Below are 20,070 nucleotides of genomic sequence, written 5' to 3' on the forward strand. Positions count from 1 at the left end.
CCGTTACGGATCAGCGAGGCCGCCTGCTGGTCGAGGCGTATTTGTGGAATCCTGCTGGTGCTCTAGCCCCAGCAGGATTCCACAAATACGGCGGTTCCCCGCGGTCTCCTCACCGCTTGTGACGGATATGGCCGACCCGGACCGTGAACAGCAGAACGGGCTCCAGAACTTGCCATGATCGCCGAGCGCAATGACAGACGAATGTGCCGGCCGGCAACAGCGTGGGCCAGCCTCGCCCGGAGCGGTCAGCCCTCGCAGATCTTGTGAGTCTGTGCCGCCGTGCTGACCACAAACTCACAAGATCCGCGAGCCAGACGACACAACGCCAGCCAGACACAACAACGCGAACCAGGCGAAAAGATGCGAACCAGGCGACACAACGCGGGCCAGGCGACACAGCGCAGGCCAGACGACACAACACGAGCCAGGCGACCTGAGGTCAGCCGACCGGGACGGACTCCGGGACTGGAGCCGGGACCACCGGCAACGTCAGCGTGAACGTACTGCCCCGGCCCACCACCGACTGCACCGTGATCGTGCCCCCGTGATCGCTCACGATGTCGCGGACGATCGCCAGGCCCAGCCCCGGCCCCTGCACCGCCTGATCCACCGCATTCCCGGCCCGGTGGAACGGCGTGAACAGACCCGGCACGTCCTCGGCCGGGATCCCGATTCCGGTGTCGGTGACCGCCACCGACACGCTCCGCTCGTCCGCGCTCAGCGAGCAGCGCACGCTCCCCCCGGACGGCGTGAACTTGATGGCGTTCTCCATCAGCTTGCGCAGCGCCCGCTGCAGCTGGATCCGGTCGCCGAGCACCCAGCACTCGTCCGCGTCGAACGTCACGGAGAGTTCCTTCGCGCGGGCCGCGTTCTCCAGTTCGGTGCGCACCGTAGTCGCCAGCTCGCCGAGATCCAGCGGCTCGGAGCTGACCTCGCTGCCGGCTTCCGGGCGGTCCAGCAGGACCAGGTCGGCGATCGTCTCGTGCAGCCGGTGGGCGTTGCGCATGATCGCGCTGAGCGACCGCTTCTGCAACGGCGACAGCTCACCCGACTCCTCGGTGAGCATCTCGGTGTACCCGAGAATGCTGGTCAGCGGCGTCCGCAACTCGTGCGTGACGGTCTGGATGAAGACGTCCTTACGGTGGTCCAGCATCCGCAGTTCGGTGATCAGCCGCGCCTGCCGGTACTGCAGCGTCAGCTGCCGCAGCGCCCGCTCGATCGCACCGGCAACCCCAGCGAGAAGCCGACGCTCAGCGTCGGTCCAGGCCTGCGCTTCGGTACGCCGGACGCGCAGGAATCCTGGCTCACAGTCCGCATCACCACCGATCGTCACCCCGAGTGCGCCGTCGTCGAAGATCACCATCTTGCCGGGACCGCCGGCCAGCAGGGTGTGGATCAGGTCTTCGGGCAGTTCCCCCGTCCCGGCGGGCCAGTCGACCTCGACCGAGCCCGTACCGGGGATGGCGAGTTCGCAGTGCACCGTGCCGGTGCCCGCCCCGAACGAACCCGCTCTGATCCCGACCGCCGCGCCGATCAGCTCGGCGATGCGGTGCACCGCCGCGTCCGGCGCCCGCAGGTCCTGGAGTTCGGCGGCGACCGCCTGGCGCAGGCCGGCCCGGGCGGCCCGGGCCTTCTCCGCGGCGAGGAGATCCTCGGTCTGTGAGGCCAGGTCGTTGAGGGCGTCGACGACGCTGCGCAGCTCCTCGGCTCCGGCCGCCTGCGCCCGAGCCGTCCGGTCGCCCTGTGCCAGCCGGCGGATCGTGCCGCCGAGCAGGCCGAGCGGCACGAGCAGCTGGCGGCGCCCGGTACGCGCCACCGCGTACGCCACGGCCAGGATCGCCAGGAGCAGCAGCGCGGTGCCGATCTCGACGGCTCGCAACGCGCTCGCCCGGTCGTTGTCCTCGCCGCGCATCTCGGCGTCGATCGCCTGCCCCACGGCCTCGTTGACCAGTCGCAACTCGTCGAACATCCGCTTGCCCTGGCCGACCACATCCTCCGCCGCGGCGGAATCGGCGACCGGCCCGCCGGTGCTGGTGACGATCGGGGCGGCGTACTCCTCCAGCCACGCGTGCACCACGGCGCTCTCCTGGCCGAGGATCTGGCGTACCTCCAGGTCGCGGGTGCCCTCGGCCACCTCGTCGAGAGCGGCGATCGCGGCGCTGCGGCCCGTTTCGTACGGTTCGAGGAATGAACGATCGCCGGTGAGCTGGAAGCCGCGCACGCCGGTCTCGGCGTTTGTCATCTGCTGCAGGACCCGGTCGTTGGCGAACCGGGCCGCGACGATCCGGGCGGCAGCGTCGTCATGGTCGGACCGAACCCGGCCGCCGACCACGAGCTGGACCACGAGAAACGTCACGAAGAGCAGAAACAGGGCGGCGAAGCCCAGGTTGAGGCGTCGCTGCACGCTCATCGGCGGCGCTCCGCGCGGGCGTTCATGTCCCTCAGATCGGCAGGAGGGTGCCACTACCTAAGTCGTGGGCCACATCAAAGATGCTCAGCAACCGTACAGCTTCGTTATCAAGTCGTGATAATCGAGGTCTTGCGTACCCGGGGTAACGGGTAACTTGGCACACTCGGACGTTTTGTCGGAAATATCGGACAGGGCGGTGGCGGACCTCACTGTGCGTGATGTTGATCAAAGTGATCTGGGTTACTGACTGGTAGCCAGGGCCCTTGTAGTCGGCGGGCCGCAGCGGCAACATTTCCGGCACATTACGGCCCCGACATCGACAGGGTTCGCTGTGAACCTGCTGTCCCTCACGGTGGCCGCAGCCGTCACAAGGAGGTTCCGTGAAGGATGCGCAAAGCGCACCGGCGTACGGGCGTACCAACTGGCGCCGGTTCGCCGTCGCGGTCGGTGTGCCGGCGGTCGTCGCCGGTGGCCTGGTCCTCGCCCTCGCCGAGGGCGCTCTCGCCGCGAACTTCACCATCGCCGGCGAACAGTTCAAGCTGTCCGCCAGCAAGCTGGTGGGTACCGGCTTCACCCAGTACAGCGGTGAGCTCGAGACCAAGGACGGGAAAGTACCGGCCGCGATGTCGGGCATCGAACGCGCCACGCTGAACGATCTCTGCCAGTCCGTGGCCGTCGGCCCGATCACCCTGCGGATCGAGGCCGGCAACGACCCCGATCACCCGGTCAAGGCCAACGACCTGCTCATCGGCATGTCGTCCCTGGGTGGCGACGCCACGTTCACCGAGATGCAGATCGGCCTGGACGCCGGAACGCTGGACCGGGCACAGGACGAGGCGAAGGGCGCACCCGGCGGTTTCGGCCAGCAGGCCAAGACCGTCACCATCGCCAACCTGCGCCAGCAGGCGTACTACACCTCGGCCTCGACCTTCACGCTGAACGGCATGAGCCTCAAGCTCCACGTCGGCGGCGAGCACGAGTGTTTCTACGAGGACTGATCTTCCCGTTGTCCGGGCTCGCGGAGCGTGCTCCGCGAGCCCTCCCCTTGGCACGAGCGCGGAGGAACGTGTGGCGGCGCAGAGCTTCTGGATCCGGTTTCGTGAGTGGCGGCGCGGCCGGCCGTTCTGGGGTGGGTTGTTCCTGATCCTGTCGGGGCTGGAGATGTTCCTGAGCGCGAACATGGCGCTCGACAACATCGAGATCCATATCGGCCCGCAGGGATTCCTGTCCTACCTCATCCCGGTGCTGATGCTGGTCAGCGGCGTGCTGGTCTGGTTCAGCCCGGCGCAGCGACTGTTCTACGGCGTGATCGGCACGCTGACCGCGCTCTACTCGTTCATCGGGCTGAACCTCGGCGGCTGGTTCGCCGGGATGATCCTCGGCATCGTCGGCGGCGCGCTCGTCATCGCGTGGAGCCAGCCCCCGGCGCCCGCACCCGCCGAAACAGCACAGGAGGACACGGCACCCCCGGTGAAGGACAGCGGCCCGCCGACCGCCGAGATCCCGGTGGTCAGCGACGCCACGATCGTGCCGGGCATCGAGGAACGCGACCCCCTGCACCGGCCGATGCACCGCAAGCTGACGATCGTGATCGCACCGCTGCTGCTCGCCACCTCGGTCGTGGCCGCGGTCGCTGCCGGCGGCAACCTGCCGGCCGGCGCGGCGCCGCGGTGCCCCGAGGGTTTGCCGTCGCGGACCGCCACCCCGTCGCCGTCCCGCACCCTGACCAAGGCGAAGCCGTCGAAGAGCCCGAGCGCCAGCAAGGCGCCCACATCCAAGCCGGCCCCGTCGGCCAGTGAAAGCGCGGAAGCCGGCACCAGCGACGAAGAGGACGAGGGCACCGGGATTCCGATCCTGGACGGGATCGGCGACGTCATCGAGGACATCAACGACGGCCTGAACGACATCTTCAACCCGGACGCCGCACCCTCCCCGGAGCCGAGCGCGTCAACGGCCCCGGAGACGACAACGGCCCCGGAGACGACAGCGCCCGCACCCACAAAAAGCACGAAGCCTCCCGTGAAAGCCGAACCGAGCGAGAAACCGAGCACGAAACCCGAGGAGATCGCCTGCCTCGGCGCCCGGCAGGAAGGCCTGGTCGCCGACGCGGACGGCATCCCGCGCGCCGGCGTGAAGCCCGGCATACTCAAGACCAAGTCGCTGACGATGTACGACTCGACCTACGAGGGCGTCGTCGACGTCCCGACCGCGAACGGGCCGATCACGTCGCTCTTCTTCAGCATGGACAAGGCCGTGAACAAGCCGTTCAGCCTGGAGATCGCCGAGCCGAACGGCGCCACCACGCTGATCACGAGCGGCGAGCTGACCACCGACGGGAACGTCGAGTTCTACTCCCCCAAGTTCACCGGCAAGCTGTTCGGGCTGATCCCGGTGACGTTCACCCCGGAGCAGCCGCCGCCGCTGACCCTGCCGGTCCTCTGGTTCACCGACGTGACGATCGACCTCGCGTACGTGCGGTGTGACGTCCTGACCGCGAAGCCGATCAGCATCACCGAGGTATAGGCGCCGGCCACTCCCCGTTCTCGTGGCGGCGAACGGTGCCCTTGCCGGCGGCCTTGGCGGCGTACATCGCGGAGTCGGCGTTGCGCAGCAGCGCGCTGATGCCGACGCGCTCGCCGCGCCGGGTCACCGCGACGCCGAGGCTGCCGCCGACCTTCACGTGATGGCCCTGGACCATCATCGGCTGGGCGATCCGGCGCAGCAGCCGGTCGGCCAGCACCGCGGCGCGGGGGCCCGCGTCGATCAGCAGGATCGCGAACTCGTCACCGCCGGCCCGGCAGATCAGGTCGGCGCCGCGCAGCTCCGCCCTGAGCCGGTTGGCGACGGTGACCAGAACGTCGTCGCCGGCCGCGTGCCCGAGCGTGTCGTTGACCGGCTTGAAGCCGTCCAGGTCGATGACGATGGCACAGGCTTCCATATATCCGGCCGTGAGCCGCGTGGCGGCCCGGGTGTCGAACTCCGATCGGTTCAGCAAACCGGTGAGCGGATCGTGGTGGGCCTGGTGCGCGAGGGCCGTCCGCTGCTGTTCCAGTGCCACGGTGAGCCGGCCGACCGTCACCAGGGTCAGGAACTGACGCAGCAGGACCAGGGAGAAGCTGCTCAGCAGCAGCCAGACCAGGATCGGGCTGAGCTCGCCGTCGGTCATCTGGCGGCCGGCGGCGACACCGACCGCGGTGGCGACCGGGATGTACGGCAGCAGCGCCCACGGACTGAAGATCAGCTGTTCCACCCCGTCGGTGCCGGGCCGGGAGACCGCCAGTTTGCTGGAGGCCGCCATCACCAGGGCGCCGAGGACGTAGCCGGCACCGACACCGTTGTCCCACCACGGCTCGCCGGCGACACCGTTGCGCAGCGAGACCAGCAGGGTGATCGCCTGGACCAGCGCCGCGAAGGCGAGCAGCTGCTGCGCGCTGGCCTGCCGGCCGGGCTCCGAGGCGGCCAGGGTCACCAGCGCGACGGCCGCGCCGAATCCGAGCACCACGACGATCGTCATGGCGTACCCGGCGAAGGCGTCCTCGGCCCCCGCGACCTGCTGCGACTCACCCACCGGCATGAACTCACGGACCAGCGCGAAGAAGGCACCGGAGACCGCTGCCACGTCGATCACCTGCCGGGCGGCGGCGATGCCGCGCAGGCGCGGCCCGGCGAGGACCATGGCGATGGGTACGAGCACCGCGGCGAGCGTGGAGAGCACCACCGCTGGAACACCCGCCCAGCCGGCCCCGAGCACGTCGATGAAGAACAGCGCGTTCGAGGTGGACCAGGCCACGCAGGCCGAGGCGCCGAATCCGAACGCGAGCTGGATGCGCGGCGGGTTGCTGGTGTCCCTGGCCCGGTCCCGATAGTTGAAGGCGGCGTAGCCACTGGCCAGCGCGATGATGACATCAGAGAGAGCGAATCCCGCCGTATCGGGCAGGATCGGGTGTAGAAGCTGCATGATGGTCGCGAGCGCGAGGCTCGCCAGCAACGCAATGCGCAGTCGCATGCCCACCCCGTGTTGCGGAGATCCGAAGAGGGCTGAGTATTACATGGACCTGGGTTGTTGATCAGCCCACAAACCACGCACCGAGACGAAAGGCTTACGACGTGTGCCGGAGCATCCACCAGCTACACAACTTCGAGCCGCCCGCGACGCCCGATGAGATCCAGGCGGCGGCGCTGCAATATGTCCGGAAGATCGCCGGATCCACCAAGCCCTCGCAGGCCAACCAGGAGGTCTTCGACGCCGCGGTGGCAGCCGTCATGGCCGCCACCGCCGAGCTGCTCGCGGGCCTGGTCACCAACGCGCCGCCGAAGGACCGCGAGGTCGAGGCCGCGAAGGCACGGGAGCGCGCGGAGAAGCGTTACGCGTCCTGAGTGAGCCGCTTCATCCCGCGCTGAGCAAATGGGCCGGCGGGGGCGGATATTGCCCCTGCTCCGGGCCAGCCGCAGCAAATACCAGGTCGTGACCAGGCAGGCCAGGACCGCGAACACGCTCGCCTCCGGCCCGAAGCCGCCACCGGTCAGCAGGGCCGGTCCGTCGAACACGCCTCGCAGCAATCCCTGCGCGCTGTTGTCCGAACCGGACACTTCGACCCCGAAGATGCCGCCCTCGGCGAAGTTCCACCCGAGGTGCAGGCCGATCGGCAGCCACAGGGCACGGGTCGCGACATAGGCCGCCGCCGTCATCAAGCCGGCCGCGATGATCGCGAGGGCGCCACCGATCGCGGCCGGGTCGTTCACCAGGTGCAGCAGGCCGAACAGCGTGGCGGAGACGGCCAGGGCGATCCACGTACCGGTGCGCTGCTCGACGACGTGGAACAGGATGCCCCGGAACAGCACCTCCTCGACCGTCGCGACCGCCACCATCAGACCGAAAATGGCCAGCATCCCGCCGAACGAGCCCCACCCGGTGATCCGGAACCCGCCGAACACCGCGATGGGCAGCACGGTCGCGACGAACAGCCCGATGCCGGCGAGCGTTCCCCGAGCGGTCGCCCGGAACCACCCCGCGCGGGGCACATCGGAGGGTTCACGTTTCTCGATGCGGCGCGCTGTCCACGCGTACCGAAGGATGGTGAAGATCGCGGCAGCGGCACCCAGCGTGAGCGAGAGGATCGATGGCGTGCCGCCTGCCTGGAGGGTTCCGCCGAAGATGGTGACACGCTCCCCCAGGCCGGTGAGGCCGCGCTGACGCTCTCCCGGCGTTTCCGCGCCTCCTCGGCCTGCCGGGCGCGCACCCAGGATCCGGCGCCCCAGCAGGCCGCGAGCACGGCGAAGAAGGTGAGGTAGTCGATCAGCCGCTCGGTGGAGCCGTTCGCGTGCAGGGTCAGCGCGAGCGCGGCGTAGGAGAGGGTCGCGATGATCGCCACGGTGCGCCTGCGGCTTTGCTGGTGCGTACCCACGCTGTAGAGCGCGACCAATAGCGCGAGGCAGGCCACCGTCGGCGGGTAACCGCCGATCTGGTAAGCGCTGAACGCGGCGCCGGTGATCGCCAGGCGGAGGGCCGGCCATCGGCGGCGGATGACCAGAGCGGCGGCCTGGAACAGCAGGGCGAGGCTGAGGCGATCGGCGTCGCGCAGCTGGAGTTCGCCGATCACGAGGCCGAGCTCCGCGATGCCGGGGACGAACGCGGCGGCGATCAGAAGAACCGCGACGGCGACATCGTTCCGCCAATATTTCTTGATCGTTCGGCCCCTTCTTGATCGCGGACCGGCCCTGATCAACTATCGACGTTGATCGACCGGTACCTCGCCCGAAAGGCCTCTGTAGTCGTGCGCGCGTTGTTCGTCCTTGCCGTCGCCGCCCTCGTCGGCTTTCTGCTCAGCCCGTTGTTGCGCGCCGACGCGTCCTGCGTGCCGGCCCCCGCGGCATCGGCGGTGTCCCTGGAGAAGTGGTCCGGCGAGCAGGTCGCCAACGCGCGGGTCATCGTCACCATCGGCAACCAGCGCGGCGTGCCGGAGCAGGGCATCGTGATCGCGGTCGCCACCGCACTGCAGGAGTCCCGGCTGCGCAACCTGCGCGGCGGTGACCGGGACTCCATCGGACTGTTCCAGCAGCGTCCGAGCCAGGGCTGGGGTACGCCCAAGCAGCTTCGCGATCCGGCGTACCAGACCCAGAAGTTCTACGACAAGCTGCTCACCATCGACGGCTGGCCGGACATGAGGCTGACCGAGGCCGCCCAGGCCGTGCAGATCTCGGCGTTCCCGGAGGCGTACGCGAAGCACACCTCTTCGGCGACGAAACTGGTCACGGCGCTGAAGGCGCCGGCCGCGGCCTGTTCGGTCTAGGTGTCCTTTCAGGCGTCCCGGCCGTACTTGTCGAACGAGACCGTCCAGTCGCCGAGGCCGTTCCAGATCGGCAGCTCGCGCGGGGTGTTCTTGACGTCGACGATGTCGCCGACCCGGAAGTTGTTGTAGACCCACTTGGCGTCGGCGGTGCTCAGGTTGATGCACCCGTGCGACAGGTTCGCCCGGCCCAGCGAGCCGTTCCACGGAGCGGCGTGCAGGTACTCGCCGGAGTAGCTGATCCGGGTGCAGAACTCGATGTTCTCGGAGACGTAGTAGTTCGGGTCGTCCTTGTCGGTGACGCCGTAACTCGCCGAGCTCATCGTGTGCTTGCGCTTCTTGCCGAGCACCACGTGCGGGCCGCCGGCCGTCCAGTAGCTGATCTTCTGGCCGTTCGCGCCGGTGGTGCCGCCGCCCTTGCCGAGGCTGCTCTTCATCGTGCGGACCAGCTTGCCGTCGATGTAGACCTTCGTCATGTGCGTCCGGTTGTCGCTGATCGCGATCAGCTGCCGGCCGATCTTGAAGCTGGTCGACGAGTTCTTCGCGCCGTACGTCGTCTTGCCGAGCTTCACGCCGAACGCGTTGACGCTCACCTTGATCGTCGAACCGGCGGCCCAGTACTTCGCCGGGCGCCAGTGCACGGTCTGGTCGTCTTTCCAGTAGAACTTGCCCTCGACCTTCGGCGAGGTGGTGATCTCGATGGCCTTCTCGGCGGCCTTCTTATTGACGGCCTTGCTGAACGCCACGATCACCGGCTGCCCGGCGCCGTAGGTGCTGCCGTCCTTGAGGGCCAGCATCCCGTTGGCCTGGAAGGTCACCTTCGCGACGGCCGCCGGCTTCAGCGTGCTGAACGTGGCGTCCTCGGAGCTCGTCGTACCGGCACTGTCCGCGGCTGTGGCGGTCACCTTGTACTTCTTGCCGTACGCGAGCTCACCTGTCGACTTCCAGGTCCCGTCGGACTGGATCTCGCCCTCGATCTTCGTCTTGCCCGAGGTGACGGTGACCGTCTGCAACGTGCCGTTCGCGGCGGTGACGACGATCGGCGTCAGCGGGGACACGTCCTTGTCGCCGGTCGCCGGCGTCACGCTGAACGCAACGGGCACGATCGGTGGCTCGATGTTCGCCACCGGCTCGACCCAGGTGGTGCCGCCGGCACCGCTGGCCTTGCCGGAGGAGGAACAGCCCGCCGCGGTGGCCGCAGCGGCAACACCAACCGCGCCGATGATCACTTTACGTCGCCGAATCATTGCTCTCACAATCGAGGGGTCCCGGTCCGCGCCATCCGTGGCCATACATGAGACAAGACGCGAACAAGGCTCGAAAACGTTGCCTGCCGAGTCAATCAAGTTTTGGCGGAGGGTCATCCTGACAGAATTCGATCATCTGCGGTAGACCCTCCGGTCAGGGCAAACGCCTGCAGAACCGGGCATCCGGGGTGCGCGATGACATAAATCTCTCTGCGTACGCGATACCGGCCACATATTCATCGTCGGCACACTGGCGCTTGTCGTGACCGCTCGCGAAATCACCGCCGGGGTTTCCCGCTGGGCGGTTGCCGGCGCGGTCGAGGCTGAGCGGGATCCGGGGCGGGCGCTCCTGGCAGCAGCGCCGCCAGGAGCAGGAGGACGACAAGGCGCACCTGTCACCGGTGAAGACCATCGACGCCTTGCCGTGCAGCCGTCTATGCCTTCGCGGCGACCGCCACGGTCAGCGCCTCTGCCGCGTGCTGGTTCATGTCCAGCTCGCTGTGGATCACGTCGAGGATCTTCTGGTCCGTGCCGATCACGAACGTCATCCGCTTGGTGCTCAGCGGGCCGAGGGCCAGCTTGCGCTTTACGCCGTACGCGATGATGGTCGCCGAGTCCGGGTCGGACAGCAGCGGATAGTCGAAGGTGTAGGTCTCGGCGAAGAGCTTCTGCTTGTCGACCGGGTCCTTGCTGATGCCGACCCGCTGCACGCCGGCCGCGGTGTACTCCGCACCCAGGTCACGGAAGTGGCAGGCCTCCGCGGTGCAGCCCTTGGTCATCGCTCCGGGATAGAAGAAGAGCACGACGGGACCGTCCGCGAGGAGCTCGGTCAGCCGCCGCGGCGTGCCGTCCTGGTCTTGAAGTGCGAAGTCGGGCGCGATGTCACCTTTACCGATACTCACCCGATCAGGGTACGTCGGCTCCGGAAATTCTCAGGTCACGGCAGGGCCGCCGATGTAGTGCCCTGTGACCGACAAGCAGTTGATGAAACCCGGTGACCGGGACGCCGTACTCGCAGCCCTGGTGGCGAAGTATCCGGACGCCTTCATCGCGGCGATCGGGTCGAACGGGATGTTCGCCCCGATGCCCCGGGAAGTCACCGAAACCGGTCTGCGCCCGATCGAGGGTGCGTCCTCCATGCTCGGCCTGATCGTCGACGACGATCAGCGGCTGGTCATCGACGCCTGGTCCCGGGTCGTCGCCGAGGGCGTGGCGAGCTGCCTGGTCCACCTGAAGGCCGCACCGGACTGCCGGGTGCGGATGCACTTCGTCGACGCCACGCACCGGTACGGCGTCCACATCGCCATCATCAACGGATCGGGCCTCTCCGCGGATCTGACGCTGCTGCCGGAAGTCGTCCGGCCCCGCCTGGTCACGATGATCAAGAACCAGGTCTCGGTGGTCACCGAGGTCGGCGCCGAGATCGGCCCGCTGCTCGGCTGGACCCCGGCCGAGCTCGTCGGGCAGCGCACCCTCGAACTCGTGCATCCCGGTGATCAGCAGCGGGCCATCGCCAGCTGGATGGACATGCTGGGCACCCCGCACGGCTCGGCGCGGCGGGTCCGGCTGCGTCACCTGCACCGGGACGGGCACACCGTGTGGTTCGAGGTGACCAACCACAACTACCTCGCCGACCCCGGCGATCCGCGCGTGGTCGCCGAGATGCTGGACATCTCCGACGAGATGGCGGCGCAGGAGGCGGTCCGCGCCGCCGAGCAGCTCATGCGGCGGCTCACCGAGACCATTCCGCTGTCCATCCTGCAGGTCACCCACGAAGGCCGGATCACGTTCCTCAACGAACGCGCCGCCCGCCAGGTGAAAGCCCAGGTCGGCGACGTGCTGTCGCAGGCCGTGCTGGAGGCGACCGAACCGGTGGACCGCCCGGTGGTCGAGCGGGCGCTGGCCGGGGTGCTGACCGGCCAGGACACCGATCTCGAGTACGGGCATCGGGAGCCGGGCGCGGGGAACCGCCGGATCCGGGCCAACCTGCGGGCGCTCGCCGACGACTCCGGAACCGTGACGGGAGCGATCGTCTGCCTGGCCGACGTCACCGAGGAGGCGTCGCTGCGCGAGACGCTGTGGCGCCAGGCAACCTTCGACGCGCTGACCGGCTGCCACAACCGGGCAGCGACGGTGGCCGCCCTCCAGGACGCGCTGACCACCCCGGACCGGCACGCCGGCACCGCCGTGATCTTCCTCGACCTCAATTCCTTCAAACCCATCAACGATCGGTACGGGCACGCCGCGGGTGATCTGCTGCTGAGCCAGGTGGCGACCAGCCTGCGCGGCTCGGTGCCGTCCGGCGCCGTCGTGGGCCGGATCGGCGGCGACGAGTTCGTGGCCGTCTGCCGGGACATCGGTGGCCGGGAGTCCGCCGAGCGGATCGGGGCCGATCTGCTCGCGGCACTGAGCGCGGCCCGGGTTCAGGTCGACGGCGGCACCCTGGTGCCGCAAGCCAGCCTGGGTGTCGCCTGGTCCGCGTACGGCGGCGGAAACCCGGACGAGCTGCTGGCGCAGGCCGACGCCGCCATGTACGCGATGAAGCGGAGCCGCAGCGGTTCACGGGCGCTCGACCTGACCCCTGTGGCGGGGTGAACGGTTCGTTCGGATCCGCTTTTGGCTCCGCTCTTCGGCTTTGTCCCGGGCGGGTGCTTCAGGCGAACCGGCGGCGGTAGGAACTGGGTGTCGTCGCGTAGGCCGCGGCGAACCGCTGCCGGAACGTCACCACGCTGGCGAACCCGGACTCGGCGGCGACCTGCTCGACCGGCAGCGCCGTGGTCTCCAGCAGGGTCCGCGCCCGGTCGAGGCGACGGGACAGCAGCCAGTGCGCCGGGGTCGTGCCGGTCATCCGCCGGAAGTGCCGGGAGAAGTTACGCGGGCTCATCCGGGCCTGTTCGGCGAGCTGCTCGACGTGCAGCGGCCGGCGCAGGTCGGCCAGGGCCCAGGCGGTGGCCCGCCCGATCGGATCGGTGTCGTCGACCGGCGGCACCGGCGTCTCGATGTACTGCGCCTGGTCGCCCTCGCGGTGCGGCGCGATGACGAGGTGCCGGGCGACGGTGGTCGCGGTGGCGGCGCCGAGCCGTTCCCGGACCAGGTGCAGACAGGCGTCGAGCCCGGACGCCGTGCCGGCCGAGGTCAGCACGTCCCCGTGATCGATGTAGAGCGCCGACGGATCGACCGTCACCGCCGGATGGTCGTCGGCGAGCCGCCGGGTCGCGGCCCAGTGCGTGGTGGCGGTACGCCCGTCGAGGATGCCGCTGGCCACGACCGGGTACGCCCCGAGGCAGAGCCCGACGACGGCCGTCCCGCGCGCGTGCGCGCCGCGGACGAGCTGGACGAACGCGTCGTCCGGGGCGGGCAGGTTGTCCGGCCAGGACGGGATGACCAGGATGTCCGCCTCGTCGACGACGCCGGCGCCGGTCAGCTCGCTGAGCCGTATTCCTTCGACGGTGGTGACCGGTCCACCGTTTCTGCTCCACACGATGGTCTGCCAGGCGGCCCCCTGTTCTGAGGCCTGGTGGTCGGCTGCCTCGTTGAAGACCAGCAGCGGCGTCGCCAGGTGAAACATGATCATCCCGTCGAAGGCGAAGATCGCGATCCGCACAGCTTGTCTCGATTCCATCGGTAGGCGGCTTCTCTGCCACTCACGCTACCGGCCCCGGCCGTCCGAGAGTGAGAGTTGCCGCATCGACGACCAAGGAGACAGGCCATGACCACCCCGAAGCGCGCCCTGGTGATCATCGACGTACAGCAGGAGTACTTCGACGGTCCGCTGCGCATCGAGTACCCGCCGCGCGACAAGTCCCTGGCCCGCATCCTGGAGGTGGCCGAGGCCGCCGGCCGTGCGGGCCTGCCGGTCGTCGTCGTGCAGCACGAGACGCCGGCGGACGCACCGATCTTCGCCGCCGGCTCGACCGGCTGGCAGTTGCACGACGCCGTCGCCGCGCTGGTGACCGACTCGTGGAAGCCCGTCGTGAAGAACTATTCCAGCGTCTTCGCCGAGACCGGCCTCGCCGCCTGGCTGCGCGAGCAGGGCGTCGACACGGTGACCCTGGTCGGCTTCATGACCAACAACTGCGTGCTCGCCTCGGCCGCCGAGGCCGAGCCGCTCGGCTTCGCCGTCGAGGTGCTCAACGACGCCACCGGCGCGATCAACCTGTCCAACGAGGCCGGCAGCGTCACCGCCCAGCAGGTCCACGAGACCCTGATGGCCCTGCTGCACTCGAACCTCGCCGCGGTCGCCGACACCCCAACGTGGACCGCCGCGGTCACCGCGGGCGAGCCCCTGCCGCAGAGCAACCTGATCGCCTCCGCCACCAGCCCGCTCAGCTGAAGCCGGGCCGCGGGGCGCCAGGCCCGCGGCGATCGCTCACCAGCCGGCAAGTTCCGCGACCGCGCCGGCGATTGCCTGTCGCGTGGCCCAGCGGCGTTCGGCCCGCAGGATCACGAGCCGGGACTCGAGGGCGGCCTCGACGTCCGGTACCCCGCGCAGGGACCGGGCGTCGGCTTCCTGCCACCACAACTCCATGTCGGCAAGAGTCATCTCGAACCCGTCGGCGAGCCGGGACTCCGCTCGCTCAAGCACGAAGTCCGCGTTCTGCCACACCTCGTCCAACCAGCTGCCGGCCAGTCGCCAACTCCTTGCCGGACTGGGCATGTCAGTCGCCATCGCGGCGGCCACGTCGACCACGCGTGACTGCACGTAGTACGGAAACATGCCGTCGAAGGCGTCCTCGTCGCCCCCGTACCGCACGAGCCGGTCGACCGAGTCCTGGACCGCCTGGCGTTCACATCGGTCGTCCAGCTTCACGGGACCGATCTGGAGCAGGCGGCTGACATCATCGGCGACCTTGCAGCGCGTCGCCTCGAAGAGCGGCATGGCCCTGAGCAGGCCGAGGTAGATCGCACAACGTATTCGAACCGCCACGTCGGTGTTATACCGCAGTCCCGGTTCGCACTCGGGGTGAGAACGCTCTCGCAGGTAGCGTGCGACACGGTCATCCCTTCGCATTCGTACGAGTTGAGGCGCCGATGGAGAGCATCACCAAGAACCGGCAGTCGCTGGACACGCTGCGCGCGATGATCGGCCGGGCGTACGGCCCTGCGCAGCTCCCCTCCGGTGACGACTGGGTGTCGGAGCTGGGGCACGGCTGGTTCAACGTGGCGTACCGGATCCGGCTGCGGGACGGCACAGAGGTCGTGCTCAAGATCGCGCCGCCGCCGCACATCGAGGTGATGACCTACGAACGTGGCGCGATGGCGATCGAGCTGGCGTCGTTGCGGCTCATCGCGGATCAGACGAGCGTGCCGGTGCCGCGGGTCGATCACGCCGACCGCAGTCGCGAGCTCTGCGACGCGGATTACTTCTTCATGCCGTACATCGACGCGGACAACCTCGGCATCGTCAAGGAGAGCCTGACAACGGCCGACGTCGATGCGTACCACGAGGCGCTCGGCGCCGCCAACCGCGACCTCAACAGCATCCGGGGCGTCGCTTTCGGCTCTCTTTCCGGGCCCGGCGACGCCACCTGGCGGGCCTGTTTCACCCGCATGATCGGCGACGTGCTGACCGACGGGGAGCGTCGCGCCGTCGACATCGGCTACCCCTACACCCTGGTCCGCGACGTGATCACCGCCAACCTGGACTGCCTCGACGAGGTGACCGAGCCCCGGTTCGTCGAGTGGGATCTGTGGGACGGCAACGTCATGATCCGCGACGGCAAGATCGTCGCGATCATCGACCATGAGCGCGCTTTCTACGGCGACCCCCTCATCGAGGCCGGTTTCACCGGCATCGACCTGCCCGCGTTCGGAGACCCCACAGCTTTTGTACGCGGATACGGCCACCGCGAACTGACCAGCACCGAGCGCCGGCGACGGCGGCTCTACACGCTCTACCTGGTCCTCATCATGATCATCGAGACGAACTACCGCGGCCACACCGACACCGAGCAGTACGACTGGGCCCGCGAACGCCTGCAGGAGGTCATGCCGCTGTTCGGCGCCGCGTGAGCATCACCCGGACCGACCTGCGCCCGCACAGCCCGACGGCACGGGCACCGGCCGGAGCCGGCACCCCGTCCCACTGGTCGGGGTCGGCAGCCGCCCCGGTCCGCTTGCGACGCCTTCGCCTCGGGTCCCTGACGCGGTCCGGCATCCGAGGGATCCCGCTCGACAAGACAGCTGTCTCCCGGTCCTGGCTGCCCCGGTCCTGGCTGTTTCCCGGTCCTGGCTGAGGGCGGATTCCGGCCAGGACCGTGAACCCCACCGTGGGCTCGGAGCTACGTGACGCGTGGACGGGAGCACACGCAAACCCGGAGTGGCGTAGCTGGGGTCACACGGTTGCGGTCTGTGCGACTTCACCACGGCCAGGGCGTGGACTCGGGCACACGGTGGCGTTATGTGCGACCTGATCCACCCTGCGACCTGATCCACCCTGCGACCTGATCCACCCTGCGACCTGATCCGGCTAGCTGGCTGGCTGGCTGGCTGGCTGGCTGTCAGCGCACCCGATCGCCGCCCGGTGCTGGCGTGGTCCTCCAATACCCGAGGCTCGTGCCATAAACTGCCTGACCTGGGCCGCAGTGGGAGTACCCACATCCGCAGCGGGCGTAGCGCCGAAGTTCGCCTGTGCCCTCGGGCCCAGCGAGGCTTTTGGGCCGAGCCAGGCCTTTGCCGCCCTGCCTTCCGAGCGTCGGCACCGGTTCGCGACTATCGAACTAGCGGCCCGCGCTGCTTTCCTGGTCAGCGCCGGCCTCCGCGCCGGAACGAGGCTGCGGCACCTCGGGTAGCTCGGGGTCTTGAGCACCAGTCGAGGTCCCCGGCAGGCGGGGGTCAAGCAGGCGCAGGATCGTGCCGACCACGATCGCGATCACCACGACCGCGCCCAGGTTGACCAGCACGGTCGGATAGCCGAGCTCGACGACGTCCGTGAGGGGCAGCAAACCGTACCCACAGCTGACCAGCGGTAATGCAGCTGCAGACGATACCGTCGCACCATGGAGCCCTCGAGGCCGACTGCACGATTTCACCCGCACGATAAGCAACATTGAAGCGCCTACGACTACGAGGCGCTCAGCAGCCTCAAGCACGCCGCGATCAATCGGCGAACATCACTACCCGCCATCGCCCTCGGCCGTGGCCTTTGAAGAGATCCGGACTGCCAGTTTCTCGATCCGTTCACTCAGGTCGTGAACCAGTTGCCCGGCCTGCGCCACAGCCGCGATCAGCGGCACATGAGGTGTGCGGAGAAGGGAGGCATGCGGCGACGGCGCCATCGGCAATCACAGGGGCGTATATCGGTCCCGTCTCTGGGTACAGGATCGATATGAGTTCACCGATCGATGAGGACGCGCCCACATTGGCGACCGTGGCAGCGACATCGATCGGGTTGTTGAGCGACGCGACCGGGCCGGAGGTCGGGTACCCGGGTCTGGACGGCACCGGCGACGTCGAGGACGTACTCGCCGCGCTGAGCCGGATGGCCGGGGACCTGCAGCAGACCGCAACCCAGCTGACGCGCTATCTCGACGACGAGGTCGCCGCGGGGCATCTCACCCGGGCACCCGGCTCGACCGACCAGAACGCCCGGACCGTCGCGGCCGCCATGCACGCCCTGACCGACGTCCAAGAGAACGCCCGGACACTCGCTCGGCTCCTGACCACGGCCGAGACCGCGATGCTCGCCCTGCGACCCGGCGGCTGACGCAGGAGCCGAGGTCGCCGCGGCGCGACGCCAACAGAACGCCTGGTCCTGACCGGAGCAGGATCCGGCCGACGTACACGCCAGCAGTACCCGACGCGTATCCATCCCCCGAGGCTCGCCGATCACAGCGACGCACACGGCCGACCCGGTGGACCGGCCGGCTCAGCGGGTATGGCGCGGGTTCGGGTACCTCCGACAAGCACGAGGAGAACCATGACTTCCGCAATCCCGACCATCTCGCTCAACGACGGCCGTACCATCCCGCAGCTCGGTTTCGGCGTCTTCCAGGTGGCGCCGGAGGAGACTCGCGCGGCCGTCGAGACGGCCATCGAGATCGGCTACCGGCACATCGATACCGCCCAGATGTACGCCAACGAGGCCGGCGTCGGCGAGGCCGTGAACAACTCCGGCCTGGACCGCAGCGAGTTCTTCATCACCAGCAAGCTCAACAACGGCTTCCACGAGCCCGACGACGCTCGCGGCGCGTTCGACGACACCCTCAAGGCGCTCGGCACCGACTACGTCGACCTGTTCTTGATTCACTGGCCGATGCCGGCCAGCTACGGCGGTGACTTCGTGCAGACCTGGAACACCCTCGAGGAGTTCTACCGCGAGGGCCGCGCCCGCTCGATCGGCGTCTCGAACTTCACCCCGCGCCACCTGGGCCGGCTACGCGCCGAGACCCAGGTCCGTCCGGCGGTCAACCAGATCGAAGTGCACCCGTACCTGACCAATGACGCCCTGCGTGCGTACAACACCGACAACGAGATCGCGACGGAGGCGTACTCCCCGATCGCTCAGGGCGAGGTCCTCACCGACCCGGTGATCATCGATATCGCCCGTCAGACGGGCAAGAGCCCGGCGCAGGTCGTCCTGCGCTGGCACATCCAGCGCGGCGACATCATCTTCCCGAAGTCGAAGACGGCCGAGCGGGTCCGCGAGAACTTCGAGATCTTCGATTTCGAGCTCGACGGCGGCGCGATGGGCAGCATCACCGCCCTCGACCGCGGCGACAAGGGCCGCACGGGGGCGAACCCGGACACCATGAACTACGGCGCCAAGAGCTGACCACCGCCGACCCGGGGCCAGCCGACCATGTCGTAACTGGCCCGGGTCTGGTCGAACCGCCCCGGCGACCGGGCGCACCGGCGCAACCCCCAGGAGACGATGCCGACGTCCCCTCCGACCAGACTGATTCGCGGATCGAGCACGGGCAAACATGTGCCACGCTCCGCACTCACATCAGCAGATCAAGTCGTCGGTGCGGGTGAGCTGACACTGCGCTGACCACGGTTGGCTCCGGGTTCTGGGTAGTGGCGCCGCGGGCCGTCCGGACGTGAGTGCTCAAGCCGATCCGGCACTGCACGGGTTGATCGTCGCGTATGACGTCCTCGGGGGCCAGTTCGCGTGGATCCCGAGTCAGCCGGGTGCCGCGCCGACGGTGCACTACTTCGCCCCGGACAGCCTCGAGTGGGAGGATCTGGAACAGGGCTATGCCGACTGGCTGTACGCGGTCCTGGCGGGGTCAATGACACGCTTCTACGACAACCTGCGATGGCCAGGATGGCAGGGCGAGGTCGGAGTCTTACCGGCGGATCAAGGCATCACCGTTTCCCGCCACCTTGGAGCCGAGAAGGACAAGACCTATCGACCGCGACTCGGGTCCCCGCGCCGCTGCTCCAACTCGCCAGCTACCACCAAGAAACGGCACGGCAACTGGGATCCCGCGATACGAATAGTCCCGAATGACCGTGCTACGTGCTCATGGCCACGATGGTACGCATAGTGACTGCCTGCCAGAGGCGGACGTGAGATGAGCGGCAGATGAGGACGCTCGATCATGGAGCGAACGCACCGCTATAACGTCGGCTACGTGCATGATGCGGATCCTGCAGCTAATAGCAGAACTCGCACGGGACTTCGCAGTGAGCCGGCGCGAGGGCTCGGTGAGCGATCCCAGCCGTTCCAGCGGGCGGGTCCGCATGGTGAACTCGAGCCTGCACGTCCGGGAGTCGGCGTCCTCCGGATCACCTTGACCAGCTCTCCGGGTCTGTTGGTCAGGCTGGGCCAGGAACGAGAGACAGCTACCGGCGTGCGGCTGTGATACGTGCGATGAAGAGAGCCTCAAGAACTCATCGAAGAGCTCCACGACAAGGTCGAGAGCCTGACCCGAGCAGTCTCGACCCAGTCGACCCGATGGCGTCGACGCCTCGAGTAACGCCGAGGAAGCTCGCGACCTCCGGCAAATCCGGATGTTCGCGGATAGGAGATTGAATTCCGTGCGGTCGCGGCGGCTTCGAGAATCGCCGGTCTTGGCCGCTGGCCCGGACCGGGAGCCGGGCGGAACCGTTGTCCTCGGCGCCGCCGACTAGGGTCGCTGCTAGTTGATCGAAAGGGAATACCGTGTTCCTGTACCGCCTC

General features: G+C 68.4%; 18 protein-coding genes and 2 pseudogenes. 10 read left to right on the forward strand and 10 right to left on the reverse strand.

The genetic code is table 11. The features are described from left to right. Positions 1-439 precede the first annotated feature (439 nt). The gene (locus tag B0I29_RS38130) at positions 440-2,410 is read right to left on the reverse strand and encodes an ATP-binding protein (RefSeq protein ID WP_111654036.1); all 1,971 of its coding nucleotides are present in this window, start codon (positions 2,408-2,410) and stop codon (positions 440-442) included. A gap of 380 nt (positions 2,411-2,790) precedes the next feature. On the opposite strand from B0I29_RS38130, the gene B0I29_RS38135 reads away from it, so the two are divergent. Together B0I29_RS38135 and B0I29_RS38140 are read left to right on the forward strand one after the other, a co-directional pair. Next, a complete protein-coding gene (locus B0I29_RS38135) occupies positions 2,791-3,408 on the forward strand; it encodes a DUF6230 family protein (protein ID WP_111654037.1) in 618 nt (205 codons plus the stop codon). A gap of 70 nt (positions 3,409-3,478) precedes the next feature. Beyond that, positions 3,479-4,933, forward strand: coding sequence for a DUF6114 domain-containing protein (locus tag B0I29_RS38140; RefSeq protein WP_111654038.1), 1,455 nt, complete (start codon positions 3,479-3,481; stop codon positions 4,931-4,933). On the opposite strand, the gene B0I29_RS47630 is transcribed toward B0I29_RS38140, so the two are convergent. Then, entirely contained in the window at positions 4,920-6,416 is a 1,497-nt protein-coding gene (locus B0I29_RS47630) for a GGDEF domain-containing protein (protein ID WP_111654039.1), read from the reverse strand. The genes B0I29_RS38140 and B0I29_RS47630 overlap by 14 nt on opposite strands. A gap of 101 nt (positions 6,417-6,517) precedes the next feature. Between B0I29_RS47630 and B0I29_RS46125 the strand changes: the two genes are divergently transcribed. Beyond that, complete coding sequence (locus B0I29_RS46125) at positions 6,518-6,787, forward strand: DUF2277 domain-containing protein (protein WP_181558188.1); 270 nt, start codon at positions 6,518-6,520, stop codon at positions 6,785-6,787. 39 nt (positions 6,788-6,826) lie between these two features. Here B0I29_RS46125 and B0I29_RS47890 read toward each other — a convergent pair. Continuing rightward, a pseudogene (locus tag B0I29_RS47890) lies at positions 6,827-7,585 on the reverse strand (lysostaphin resistance A-like protein); the annotation flags it as partial. Positions 7,586-7,647: 62 nt separating this feature from the next. Further along, positions 7,648-8,136, reverse strand: a pseudogene (locus B0I29_RS47895) (DUF7134 domain-containing protein); the annotation flags it as partial. A gap of 48 nt (positions 8,137-8,184) precedes the next feature. Between B0I29_RS47895 and B0I29_RS38155 the strand changes: the two are divergent. After that, positions 8,185-8,700 carry a peptidase M23 gene (locus B0I29_RS38155; RefSeq protein ID WP_111654065.1) on the forward strand — a complete coding sequence of 172 codons (516 nt, stop codon included), beginning with the start codon at positions 8,185-8,187 and terminating at the stop codon, positions 8,698-8,700. Positions 8,701-8,708: 8 nt separating this feature from the next. On the opposite strand, the gene B0I29_RS38160 is transcribed toward B0I29_RS38155, so the two are convergent. Then, entirely contained in the window at positions 8,709-9,944 is a 1,236-nt protein-coding gene (locus tag B0I29_RS38160) for a L,D-transpeptidase (protein ID WP_111654041.1), read from the reverse strand. Between the two features lie 434 nt (positions 9,945-10,378). Continuing rightward, positions 10,379-10,846, reverse strand: a complete 468-nt coding sequence (locus B0I29_RS38170; RefSeq protein WP_111654043.1) for a peroxiredoxin — start codon at positions 10,844-10,846, stop codon at positions 10,379-10,381. 64 nt (positions 10,847-10,910) lie between these two features. On the opposite strand from B0I29_RS38170, the gene B0I29_RS38175 reads away from it, so the two are divergent. Beyond that, on the forward strand, positions 10,911-12,539 hold the full coding sequence (locus B0I29_RS38175; protein WP_111654044.1) for a sensor domain-containing diguanylate cyclase: 1,629 nt from the start codon (positions 10,911-10,913) through the stop codon (positions 12,537-12,539). Between the two features lie 58 nt (positions 12,540-12,597). Here the strand turns inward: B0I29_RS38175 and B0I29_RS38180 are convergent, their stop codons facing one another. Next, positions 12,598-13,566: a GlxA family transcriptional regulator gene (locus tag B0I29_RS38180; protein WP_221402275.1), complete on the reverse strand. Its 969-nt coding sequence runs from the start codon at positions 13,564-13,566 to the stop codon at positions 12,598-12,600. 87 nt (positions 13,567-13,653) lie between these two features. Here B0I29_RS38180 and B0I29_RS38185 point away from each other — a divergent pair, with 87 nt between their 5' ends. Continuing rightward, on the forward strand, positions 13,654-14,277 hold the full coding sequence (locus tag B0I29_RS38185) for a cysteine hydrolase family protein (RefSeq protein ID WP_111654046.1): 624 nt from the start codon (positions 13,654-13,656) through the stop codon (positions 14,275-14,277). Between the two features lie 36 nt (positions 14,278-14,313). Here B0I29_RS38185 and B0I29_RS38190 read toward each other — a convergent pair whose 3' ends face one another. Continuing rightward, positions 14,314-14,871: a hypothetical protein gene (locus B0I29_RS38190; RefSeq protein WP_146617037.1), complete on the reverse strand. Its 558-nt coding sequence runs from the start codon at positions 14,869-14,871 to the stop codon at positions 14,314-14,316. Positions 14,872-14,975: 104 nt separating this feature from the next. Between B0I29_RS38190 and B0I29_RS38195 the strand changes: the two genes are divergently transcribed. Further along, complete coding sequence (locus tag B0I29_RS38195) at positions 14,976-15,956, forward strand: phosphotransferase family protein (RefSeq protein WP_111654048.1); 981 nt, start codon at positions 14,976-14,978, stop codon at positions 15,954-15,956. Positions 15,957-16,663: 707 nt separating this feature from the next. Here B0I29_RS38195 and B0I29_RS38200 read toward each other — a convergent pair. After that, entirely contained in the window at positions 16,664-16,888 is a 225-nt protein-coding gene (locus tag B0I29_RS38200) for a hypothetical protein (RefSeq protein WP_111654049.1), read from the reverse strand. 383 nt (positions 16,889-17,271) lie between these two features. Between B0I29_RS38200 and B0I29_RS38205 the strand changes: the two genes are divergently transcribed. Then, positions 17,272-17,649, forward strand: a complete 378-nt coding sequence (locus tag B0I29_RS38205) for a hypothetical protein (RefSeq protein WP_111654050.1) — start codon at positions 17,272-17,274, stop codon at positions 17,647-17,649. Between the two features lie 213 nt (positions 17,650-17,862). After that, on the forward strand, positions 17,863-18,717 hold the full coding sequence (locus B0I29_RS38210) for an aldo/keto reductase (protein WP_111654051.1): 855 nt from the start codon (positions 17,863-17,865) through the stop codon (positions 18,715-18,717). Here B0I29_RS38210 and B0I29_RS46135 read toward each other — a convergent pair. After that, complete coding sequence (locus B0I29_RS46135; protein WP_181558190.1) at positions 18,699-18,860, reverse strand: hypothetical protein; 162 nt, start codon at positions 18,858-18,860, stop codon at positions 18,699-18,701. The two genes, B0I29_RS38210 and B0I29_RS46135, sit on opposite strands and share 19 nt — an antisense overlap. Positions 18,861-18,985: 125 nt before the next feature. Here B0I29_RS46135 and B0I29_RS38215 point away from each other — a divergent pair, with 125 nt between their 5' ends. Further along, the gene (locus B0I29_RS38215; RefSeq protein ID WP_245973102.1) at positions 18,986-19,435 is read left to right on the forward strand and encodes a DUF2625 family protein; all 450 of its coding nucleotides are present in this window, start codon (positions 18,986-18,988) and stop codon (positions 19,433-19,435) included. Positions 19,436-20,070: the final 635 nt, after the last annotated feature.

The organism is Actinoplanes lutulentus (assembly GCF_003259845.1).
In the GTDB taxonomy this organism is placed as follows: domain Bacteria; phylum Actinomycetota; class Actinomycetes; order Mycobacteriales; family Micromonosporaceae; genus Actinoplanes; species Actinoplanes lutulentus.

Excerpts from the sequence above, each read along its gene's own strand:
- B0I29_RS38160 (WP_111654041.1), bottom strand. The coding sequence starts at position 9,944 with ATGATTCGGCGACGTAAAGTGATCATCGGCGCGGTTGGTGTTGCCGCT.
- B0I29_RS38195 (WP_111654048.1), top strand. The coding sequence starts at position 14,976 with ATGGAGAGCATCACCAAGAACCGGCAGTCGCTGGACACGCTGCGCGCG.
- B0I29_RS38185 (WP_111654046.1), top strand. The coding sequence starts at position 13,654 with ATGACCACCCCGAAGCGCGCCCTGGTGATCATCGACGTACAGCAGGAG.
- B0I29_RS38205 (WP_111654050.1), top strand. The coding sequence starts at position 17,272 with ATGAGTTCACCGATCGATGAGGACGCGCCCACATTGGCGACCGTGGCA.
- B0I29_RS38210 (WP_111654051.1), top strand. The coding sequence starts at position 17,863 with ATGACTTCCGCAATCCCGACCATCTCGCTCAACGACGGCCGTACCATC.
- B0I29_RS38130 (WP_111654036.1), bottom strand. The coding sequence starts at position 2,410 with ATGAGCGTGCAGCGACGCCTCAACCTGGGCTTCGCCGCCCTGTTTCTG.
- B0I29_RS47630 (WP_111654039.1), bottom strand. The coding sequence starts at position 6,416 with ATGCGACTGCGCATTGCGTTGCTGGCGAGCCTCGCGCTCGCGACCATC.
- B0I29_RS38180 (WP_221402275.1), bottom strand. The coding sequence starts at position 13,566 with ATGGAATCGAGACAAGCTGTGCGGATCGCGATCTTCGCCTTCGACGGG.